Below are 9059 nucleotides of genomic sequence, written 5' to 3' on the forward strand. Positions count from 1 at the left end.
GTGCCGGGCTTGCCCGGCACGGCTTTCCGCGAACCGTGGCAGGAACGTGCGGGGCGAGCCCCGGACCTACGGGGTGGCGAGGTGCAGCCGCAGGTCCTTGCCGACGTTGTGCGGGGCGAGCCCCGCACCTACGGGGTGGCGGGGTGCAGCAGCAGGCGCAGGTCCTTGCCGACCATGCGCAGGTCGCCCACCTGCAGCGGCCGTGCCTGCGCCATCGTGTCGATGCCCAGCCCGGCCAGCAGCGGACGCGCGCCCTCGCCCATCAGCAACGGCGCCAGGTACAGCAGCAGCTCGTCGACCAGCCCCGCGCGCAGCAACGCCCCGCACAGGGTCGGGCCGGCTTCGACGTGGACCTCGTTGATGCCGCGCGCGGCCAGCAGCGCCATTACCGCGGCCAGGTCGAAGCGGCCATCGGCCAGCAGCGGCGCGGCGGCGAACTCGGCGCCCTGCAGCGCCGGCGCCGGCAACGCCGGATCGTGCAGGTACAGCGTGGGCGCGCCGCCGTCACGTACCCGCGCGCAGGCCAGCGTGCGCAGCCGCGCGTCGAGCACCACCCGCAGCGGCGGCAGGAACTCGCCGGCCTCCGGGCGCGCGGTCAGCGCCGGGTCGTCGGCCAGCACCGTCGCCGCGCCGGTCAGGATCGCCCCGGCACGCGCACGCCAGCGCTGCACGTCGGCGCGTGCCGCCTCGCCGGTGATCCACTTGGATTCGCCGCTGGCCATGGCGGTGCGCCCGTCCAGGCTGGCGGCCAGCTTCACCCGCACCAATGGCCGGCCGCGCTCGATGCGCGACAGGAAGCCACGGTTGAGCGCGCGCGCCTGCCCGGCCATCAGCCCGACCGCCACCTCGATCCCGGCCTGGCGCAACAGCGCGAAGCCGCCGCCATCGACATCCGGGAACGGATCGCCCATCGCCGCGACCACCCGCGCCACGCCCGCCTCGATCAGCGCCAGGGCGCACGGCGGCGTGCGCCCATAGTGCGCGCACGGCTCCAGGGTGACGTAGGCGGTGGCGCCGCGCGCGCGCGCGCCGGCCGCGCGCAGCGCGAACACCTCGGCATGCGGGCCGCCGGCACGCTGGTGGAAGCCCTCGCCGACGACCGCGTCGCCGTGGGCGATGACGCAGCCGACCATCGGATTGGGCCGCGTGGTCCATGCCCCGCGTTCGGCCAGGCGCAGCGCGCGCGCCATCATCTGGTGATCGGTGGCGGTGAACTCATGCATGGGAAACCTCATCGGAAACAGGTGGCGTACCGCCTCGGGGCGGCGCCGGATCGATCCGCATCACGGTGACCGCCAGTGGCCCGAGCTGCAGCCGGGTATGCGGTGCCCAGCCCAGTGCGTGGTACCACGGCACCATCGCCGCCTCGCAGTAAAGATACAGGCGCGGCACGCCCAGCTGCGCGGCCTGCGCCACGCAGTGCCGGACCAGCCGCGCGCCAACGCCGCGGCCACGCGCATCGGGCCGCACATACAGCGAGGCCAGCCACGGCGACCAGCCACGGATCTGCTCGTGGTCGTCATGCAGCAGGCTCACCGAGCCCAGCCAGCCGGCGTCGTCCTCGGCCACCCAGGTACAGGGAATGGTGTCGTCGCGCTGCATGCGCAGCTCGGCCTCGGCCTGCTCGACGGTCCACGCCGGCAGCAGCGTGCCGAAGGCCTGCACATGCGCCCGCGCCAAGGCCGGCAGCCAACCGGGCCGCGCCTGCAGACCGACGATGCGCACCGGCGTCAGCGCGATGCCTTGCGCTCGCGGCGTGCGGCGGTGGCGGCGTCCAGCAGCGACAGCTGCTCGTCGCCGGCCGGGTGGTCGCGCTCGAGCTTCTCGATCTCGTCGCGGAAGTCGGCCACGTCCTCGAAGCTGCGGTAGACCGAGGCGAAGCGCACGTAGCCGACATGGTCGAGCTTGCGCAGTTCGTCCATCACGAACTCACCGACGCGGATCGACGGCACTTCGCGCTCGCCGCTCATGCGCAGCTGGTGCACCACCGCGCGCACCGCCGCCTCGATCCGCTCCTCCGCCACCGGCCGCTTCTGCAGCGCGCGGTCGAAGCCGACCCGCAGCTTGCGCGCATCGAACGCCTCGCGCCCGCCATCGCTCTTGACGATGACCGGCAGCTTCAGCTCGATGGTCTCCAGCGTGGAAAAGCGCTCGCCGCAGGCTTCGCAGCCGCGCCGGCGGCGGATGGTCGCGCCATCCTCGGAAACGCGCGAGTCGATCACGCGGGTATCGGTGTGCTGGCAGAAGGGACAGTGCATGGGCTGGAACCAGTGGAGAGGATCAGGACGCGAACACAGGTTACCCGCGATCCGGGCGCAGCGTCGGATGCGTCAACGCTCGCCGTTACCCTGAAACATCGCGTTCCGGTAGCGGGAAACCACCATCGCCACACTGGTGATCGGCTGCGCATTCACTGTCGCCGGCCGGTATCTGGCGCGCATCAGCAGGCGCTTGGTGACGACGTCATAGCCTTCGTCGGTCGCGCAGACCGGCACCACCTCCAGTGCTTTCCCCGTGCTGTCCACCAGCACCGCGGAGACTACCAGGCCAGGTTGCGGCGGCAACCCACGGGTCAGCGCCGGATTGGACTGGACGGCGAGCACCCGCGCCGCCTCATACGCCTGCGGAGAGGCCGGTTCGGGCTGCACAGGCCAGGCATCACCGAACACCTGGCCCAGGGTCCTGCCCGGCACGCGCTCCAGATCACCCTGCTTGCAGGTGATCGGAAGATCGCGGTTGGCATTGAGCGAATGATCCCGCCGCGATGTCAGCTCGGCCTCCTCCGCGTACGCCTGCAGCGACACCATGCAGAACAACAGGGCAAGACCACCACACAGCACTCGCTTCATTCTTCCTCCTGGAACGGCCAGCTTGCCGAAGACCCCATGGCGGAAACGTGCCATGGGGCGTCCTCCCTGTCCCCTGTCAGCCGTAGACCGGGAACTGCCGGCACTGCAGGGTCACGTTCTCGCGCACGCCGGCGATGACGTTGTCGTCGTTCGGGTTGTCCAGCACGTCGGCGATCCAGTTGGCCAGTGCCACGCAGTCCGGCTCCTTGTAGCCGCGGGTGGTGATGGCCGGGGTACCCAGGCGCAGGCCCGAGGTGACGAACGGCGAACGCGGGTCGTTCGGCACCGAGTTCTTGTTGACGGTGATGTGGGCCTTGCCCAGCGCCGCTTCCGCGTCCTTGCCGGACACGTCCTTGCCGATCATGTCCACCAGCATCAGGTGGTTCTGGGTGCCGCCGGACACGATCTTGTAGCCGCGCGCGATCAGCGTTTCGGCCATCGCCTGGGCGTTCTTCACCACCTGCTGCTGGTAGGCCTTGAACGCCGGCTCCAGTGCTTCCTTGAAGGCCACCGCCTTGGCCGCGATGACGTGCATCAGCGGGCCGCCCTGGATGCCCGGGAACACGATCGACTGCAGCTTCTTCTCGATCTCCTCGCCGGCGCCCTTGGCGATGATGATGCCGCCGCGCGGGCCGCGCAGGGTCTTGTGGGTGGTCGAAGTGACCACGTGGGCGTGCTCGATCGGGTTCGGGTAGACGCCAGCGGCGACCAGGCCGGCCACGTGCGCCATGTCCACGAACAGGTAGGCGCCGACCTTGTCGGCGATGGCGCGGAAGCGCGCCCAGTCGACGATCTGCGAATAGGCCGAGAACCCGGCCACGACCATCTTCGGCTTGTGCTCCAGCGCCAACCGCTCGACTTCGTCGTAGTCGATCAGGCCCTGCTCGTTCACCCCGTACTGCACGGCATTGAACAGTTTGCCCGAAGCGTTGACCTTGGCGCCGTGGGTCAGGTGGCCACCGTGGGCCAGGCTCATGCCAAGGATGGTGTCGCCCGGCTGCAGCAGCGCGAAGTACACGGCCTGGTTGGCCTGCGAGCCGCTGTGCGGCTGCACGTTGGCATAGTCGGCGCCGAACAGCTGCTTGAGCCGGTCGATGGCCAGCTTCTCGGCGATGTCCACGTACTCGCAGCCGCCGTAGTAGCGCTTGCCCGGGTAACCCTCGGCATACTTGTTGGTCAGCTGGCTGCCCTGGGCTTCCATCACCATCGGGCTGGCGTAGTTCTCGCTGGCGATCAGCTCGACATGGTCTTCCTGGCGCTGGCATTCGGCGGCAATGGCCTTGGCCAACTCGGGGTCGTAGGACTCGATACGGGCGTCACGCGGGAACATCTCGGCTCCTGGGAGGGTGGGCGGGGAGAGCGCCGATTGTAGCGCTTCCCCGGCCCCGCACCGGCCGCCGCCCGCGCCGCGCCCGAAAAGCAAGGGCGCCCCGGGGGCGCCCTGCCGTCACGCGACCGCCGCCGGCTCAGTGGTTGAACACGATGTCGGCGATGATGCCGGTGGCGATGGCCACCATCAGCAGGTTGCCGCGGTCGTCGCGGATCCAGCGGTGGCCGTGCGGCGGCCGGCGCAGGTGGTAACGGTCGTAGTCGTTGACCACGTAGACCGGGCCGCCGTAGTAGTTGCTGTAGCGGTAGCCGCGCTCGAACCCGTAGGGGCGGTAGACCACGCGCGGCGGCGGGGCGTAGTAGCGGCGGTCGTTGTGGCGGGCGTCGCGGTAGCCCTCGCGGTAGCCGGCGTTGTAGTGGCGGCGGTCGTCGCGCCAGTCGCGGCGGTCCTCGCGCCACTCGCGGCGGTCATGGCCGTGGCCGCGGCCGCGGTCGTCCCAGCCGTGGCGGCCGCGATCGTGGTCGCGGTCGCCGGCGGCGAAGGCCGGGGCCGTGGCGCCGAAGGCCAGCAGGGTGGTCATCGCGGCGACTGCAAGTCGGTGCATCTTCATGGTGGCCCTCGCGGTGTTGATGGACGCATTCCATCATGCTCACGCGATCTGAACGGTTTCCGGCTGGAAACGGTTACCGATACCGCCATTCATGGTCCGGCCAGCCGTGCCGCGGCCGCCGGTGCGGGGCGGCTTCCCGCTATAATCGCCCATTCCCTTTTGCCTCGGGCTCGTCCGCCTTGCGGACCGGGCGCGGGCGTGCGCTACGGAGACGTCATGTCCTCGCAATACATCTACACCATGAACCGCGTCAGCAAGGTGGTCCCGCCCAAGCGGCAGATCATCAAGGACATCTCGCTGTCGTTCTTCCCGGGCGCCAAGATCGGCCTGTTGGGCCTGAACGGCGCCGGCAAGTCCACCGTGCTCAAGATCATGGCCGGCGTGGACACCGATTTCGAGGGCGAGGCCCGCCCGCAGCCCGGCATCAAGGTCGGTTACCTGGCCCAGGAGCCGGAGCTGAACCCGGAGCACACCGTGCGCCAGGCCGTCGAGGAAGGCGTGGGCGACGTGCTGCAGGCGCAGGCCGCACTGGAAGCCGTGTACGCGGCCTACGCCGAGGAAGGCGCCGATTTCGACGCGCTGGCCAAGGAGCAGGAGCGCCTGGAGGCGATCCTCGCCGCCGGTGACGCGCACACCGTCGAACAGCAGCTGGACGTGGCCGCCGATGCGCTGCGGCTGCCGCCGTGGGACGCGGTGATCGGCAAGCTGTCCGGCGGCGAGAAGCGCCGCGTCGCGCTGTGCCGGCTGCTGCTGCAGAAGCCGGACATGCTGCTGCTCGACGAACCGACCAACCACCTGGACGCCGAGTCGGTGGAGTGGCTGGAGCAGTTCCTGCACCGCTACACCGGCACCGTGGTGGCCGTCACCCATGACCGCTACTTCCTGGACAACGCCGCCGAGTGGATCCTGGAACTGGACCGCGGCCGCGGCATCCCGTGGAAGGGCAACTACACCCAGTGGCTGGAGCAGAAGGAAGAGCGGCTCAAGCAGGAAGAGAACCAGGAAAAGGCCCGCCAGAAGGCGATCGCCAAGGAACTGGAGTGGTCGCGGCAGAACGCCAAGGGTGGCCGCTCCAAGGGCAAGGCGCGCCTGGCCCGCCTGGAAGAGCTGCAGTCGGTCGACTACCAGAAGCGCAACGAGACCAACGAGATCTTCATTCCGCCGGGCGAGCGCCTGGGCAACTCGGTGATGGAGTTCAGGAACGTCTCCAAGAAGTTCGGCGACCGCCTGCTGATCGACAACCTGTCGATGATCATCCCGCCGGGCGCCATCGTCGGCATCATCGGCCCCAACGGCGCCGGCAAGTCGACCCTGTTCAAGATGATCACCGGGCAGGAGAAGCCGGATTCGGGCGAGATCGTGATCGGCCCGACGGTGCAGCTGTCCTACGTGGACCAGAGCCGCGAGAAGCTGGAAGGCAACCACACCGTCTTCCAGGAAATCTCCGGCGGCCTGGACATCCTCAACATCAACGGCGTCGAGATCCAGTCGCGCGCCTACATCGGCCGCTTCAACTTCAAGGGCCAGGACCAGCAGAAGATGGTCGGCTCGCTGTCCGGTGGTGAACGCGGCCGCCTGCACATGGCCAAGACCCTGCTGCAGGGTGGCAACGTGCTGCTGCTCGACGAACCGTCCAACGACCTGGACATCGAAACCCTGCGCGCGCTGGAAGACGCGCTGCTGGAGTTCCCGGGCAACACGTTCGTCATTTCGCACGACCGCTGGTTCCTGGACCGCATCGCCACCCACATCATCGCCTTCGAGGGCGATTCGCACGTGGAGTTCTTCCAGGGCAACTACCGCGAGTACGAAGAGGACAAGAAGCGCCGCCTCGGCGACGACGCCGGTCCCAAGCGCCTGCGGTTCAAGGCGCTGAAGTAAGCAGCACCCGGACGGCCGCAGCGATGCGGCCGTCCGCTTTCCAGCCCCCGCCCCGCCCGGACATGGGTGCCGGCCGGCACGGCGCGTGGCGACGCCCCCGTCATGGCCGCGACCGCAGGATGGCGTGGCGACCGCCCCCGGCGCTGCCCCCTTCACTCCAGGGGCAGCGCGTCCTCCCCCACCCGGCAGCCCGGATTCCCCCATGCGCCTCCTCGACCGCCTGTTCAAGCTCCGCCAGCACGGCACCGACGTCCGCACCGAAGTGCTGGCCGGGCTGACCACCTTCCTGACGATGTCCTACATCGTGTTCGTCAACCCCGACATCCTCGGCACCACCGGCATGGACCCGGGCGCGGTGTTCGTGGCCACCTGCCTGGCCGCGGCGATCGGCTCGACGGTGATGGCGCTGGCGGCCAACTTCCCGGTCGGCATGGCGCCGGGCATGGGCCTCAACGCGTTCTTCGCCTTCACCGTGGTCGGCGCGGCCGGGCTGCCGTGGCAGCAGACGCTGGCGGCGGTGTTCATTTCCGGGCTGGTGTTCCTGGTGCTGTCGCTGAGCGGCATCCGCGCGTGGCTGGTGGCCGGTATCCCCGCCTCGCTGCGCGCGTCCATCGTCGCCGGCATCGGCCTGTTCCTGGCGATCATCGCGCTGCAGAAGTCCAACGTGATCGTCGCCAACCAGGACACCATGCTGGCGCTGGGCCCGCTGAACACCGTGCCGCCGCTGCTGGCGCTGGGCGGCTTCCTGCTGATCGCCGTGCTCGAGGCGCGGCGCGTGCGCGGCGCCATCCTGATCGGCATCCTCGCGGTCACCGCCGCCGGCTGGCTGGCCGGCGACGTGCAGTACCAGGGCCTGGTATCGCTGCCGCCGAGCCTGGAGCCGACCTTCCTGCAGCTGGACCTGCCCGGGCTGCTGCACCACGACGGCGGCGCGCCGCTGGCGGTGCTGCTGCAGGTGGTGCTGGTGTTCGTGCTGGTGGAGGTGTTCGACGCCACCGGCACGCTGTACGGCGTGGTTGGCCGCGCCGGCCTGCTCGACCTGGCCGATGGCAGGAAGCGCTTCGGCCGCGCGCTGCTGGCCGACAGCAGCGCGATCGTCGCCGGTTCGCTGCTGGGCACCAGTTCCACCACCGCCTTCGCCGAGAGCGCCTCCGGGGTGCAGGCCGGTGGCCGCACCGGGCTGACCGCGCTGGTGGTGGCGGCGCTGTTCCTGGCCGCGCTGCTGTTCTCGCCGCTGGCGGGCATGGTGCCGGCCTATGCGACCGCGCCGGCGCTGCTGTTCGTGGCCGGGCTGATGCTGCGCGAGCTGGTCAACGTCGAATGGGGCGACCTCACCGAATCGGTGCCGGCGGCACTGTGCGCGCTGGCCATGCCCTTCACCTACTCCATCGCCAACGGCCTGGCGTTCGGCTTCATCGCCTATGCCGTGCTCAAGGCCGGCACCGGCCGCTGGCGCGAGGCGCGGCCGGCGTTGTGGCTGGTGGCGGGGCTGTTCGTGCTGCGCTTCGCGCTGGAGTGAAACCGGCACCCGCCGGTTCGCGGCCAGCGCGGCGGCCGCTCACGACACCAGCATCAGTACGAAGATGGCCAGGGCCACGGCCACGGAACTCAGTACCGAGAACACGCCGTAGCCCAGCAGGGCGCGCCATATCGTCGACCAGGCCGGGCGCCCCTCGAAGAACTGCAGCAGCGAGTACACCGCGTAGGCGACGCCGGCCAGCCCCACCCATACCTGGGTACTCGGGATCCAGCGCTCGAACGGGATCAGCACGCTCCAGACCACGAAGACCTGCACCGTCAGCAAGGCGGTGATGACCAGCCATTCGGGATAGTTCAGGCGTCCATAGCGGCCGAACACCAGCCGCAGCACCCAGGCTTCGATCGGCAGCAGCGCCAGCGTGAAGGCGGCGAAATGCGCGTCGATCCAGCCGGCGACCGCCTTGCTCGCGGCGACGTACCGCGCCACCAGCGCCGCGGCACCCGGCTCGAGCCCCTGCGCCATGCCCGCGGGCGCATCCGTCTCCATCACCGTGCCGCCGGCGAACAGCCGGCTGAGCAGCACCACCGCCGCCGCGGTCACCATGACCAGCAGCAGCGGCTTGACGTGGTTGCCGCGGCGCCCGTCGATGTAGTCGCGCATCAACCTGCCCGGGCGCAGCATCAGTTCCCTGAGCGAATACAGGATGCCGCGGTCCATGTGCAGCACGCTGTGCTCCAGCTCGTGGCCGAGGAAATGCCAGTCGATGCGGTGGACCGGCGTGGGCTGGCCGCAGCCGGGGCAGAACTTCTGCTCCGGGCCGGTGACCGCGCGTGCGCAGTTGATGCAGTGGTCGTTGTCGTGCATCCCCATGCCCGCGCCTGTTGGAAGGGACGCATTCTAGCCAGAACG

General features: G+C 69.9%; 9 protein-coding genes. 2 read left to right on the top strand and 7 right to left on the bottom strand.

All coding sequences use genetic code 11. The annotated features are described in order from the left end of the window. Positions 1-128: 128 nt before the first annotated feature. The 6 genes from ribD to ACJ7VY_RS13720 form a co-directional block, all read right to left on the bottom strand. Positions 129-1223, bottom strand: coding sequence for a bifunctional diaminohydroxyphosphoribosylaminopyrimidine deaminase/5-amino-6-(5-phosphoribosylamino)uracil reductase RibD (gene ribD / locus ACJ7VY_RS13695; RefSeq protein WP_313248127.1), 1095 nt, complete (start codon positions 1221-1223; stop codon positions 129-131). Then, complete coding sequence (locus ACJ7VY_RS13700) at positions 1216-1734, bottom strand: GNAT family N-acetyltransferase (protein WP_104939616.1); 519 nt, start codon at positions 1732-1734, stop codon at positions 1216-1218. Before ACJ7VY_RS13700 ends, ribD begins: the two co-directional genes overlap by 8 nt. Beyond that, positions 1731-2258, bottom strand: a complete 528-nt coding sequence (gene nrdR, locus ACJ7VY_RS13705; protein ID WP_054667620.1) for a transcriptional regulator NrdR — start codon at positions 2256-2258, stop codon at positions 1731-1733. Before nrdR ends, ACJ7VY_RS13700 begins: the two co-directional genes overlap by 4 nt. Before the next feature lie 72 nt (positions 2259-2330). Next, positions 2331-2849 carry a hypothetical protein gene (locus ACJ7VY_RS13710; RefSeq protein WP_409475839.1) on the bottom strand — a complete coding sequence of 173 codons (519 nt, stop codon included), beginning with the start codon at positions 2847-2849 and terminating at the stop codon, positions 2331-2333. A 76-nt stretch (positions 2850-2925) separates the two neighbouring features. Next, positions 2926-4179 carry a serine hydroxymethyltransferase gene (glyA, locus tag ACJ7VY_RS13715; RefSeq protein WP_313255679.1) on the bottom strand — a complete coding sequence of 418 codons (1254 nt, stop codon included), beginning with the start codon at positions 4177-4179 and terminating at the stop codon, positions 2926-2928. A 136-nt stretch (positions 4180-4315) separates the two neighbouring features. Then, entirely contained in the window at positions 4316-4789 is a 474-nt protein-coding gene (locus tag ACJ7VY_RS13720; protein ID WP_104939619.1) for an RcnB family protein, read from the bottom strand. A gap of 216 nt (positions 4790-5005) precedes the next feature. Here ACJ7VY_RS13720 and ettA point away from each other — a divergent pair, with 216 nt between their 5' ends. Together ettA and ACJ7VY_RS13730 are read left to right on the top strand one after the other, a co-directional pair. Further along, positions 5006-6670: an energy-dependent translational throttle protein EttA gene (gene ettA / locus ACJ7VY_RS13725; protein ID WP_104939620.1), complete on the top strand. Its 1665-nt coding sequence runs from the start codon at positions 5006-5008 to the stop codon at positions 6668-6670. Positions 6671-6872: 202 nt separating this feature from the next. After that, positions 6873-8189: an NCS2 family permease gene (locus ACJ7VY_RS13730; protein WP_409475840.1), complete on the top strand. Its 1317-nt coding sequence runs from the start codon at positions 6873-6875 to the stop codon at positions 8187-8189. A gap of 39 nt (positions 8190-8228) precedes the next feature. Here the strand turns inward: ACJ7VY_RS13730 and ACJ7VY_RS13735 are convergent, their stop codons facing one another. After that, on the bottom strand, positions 8229-9020 hold the full coding sequence (locus ACJ7VY_RS13735; RefSeq protein WP_321989341.1) for a DUF3667 domain-containing protein: 792 nt from the start codon (positions 9018-9020) through the stop codon (positions 8229-8231). Positions 9021-9059: the final 39 nt, after the last annotated feature.

It is taken from the genome of Stenotrophomonas sp. Y-13 (genome assembly GCF_046267925.1).
Classification (GTDB): domain Bacteria; phylum Pseudomonadota; class Gammaproteobacteria; order Xanthomonadales; family Xanthomonadaceae; genus Stenotrophomonas; species Stenotrophomonas acidaminiphila_A.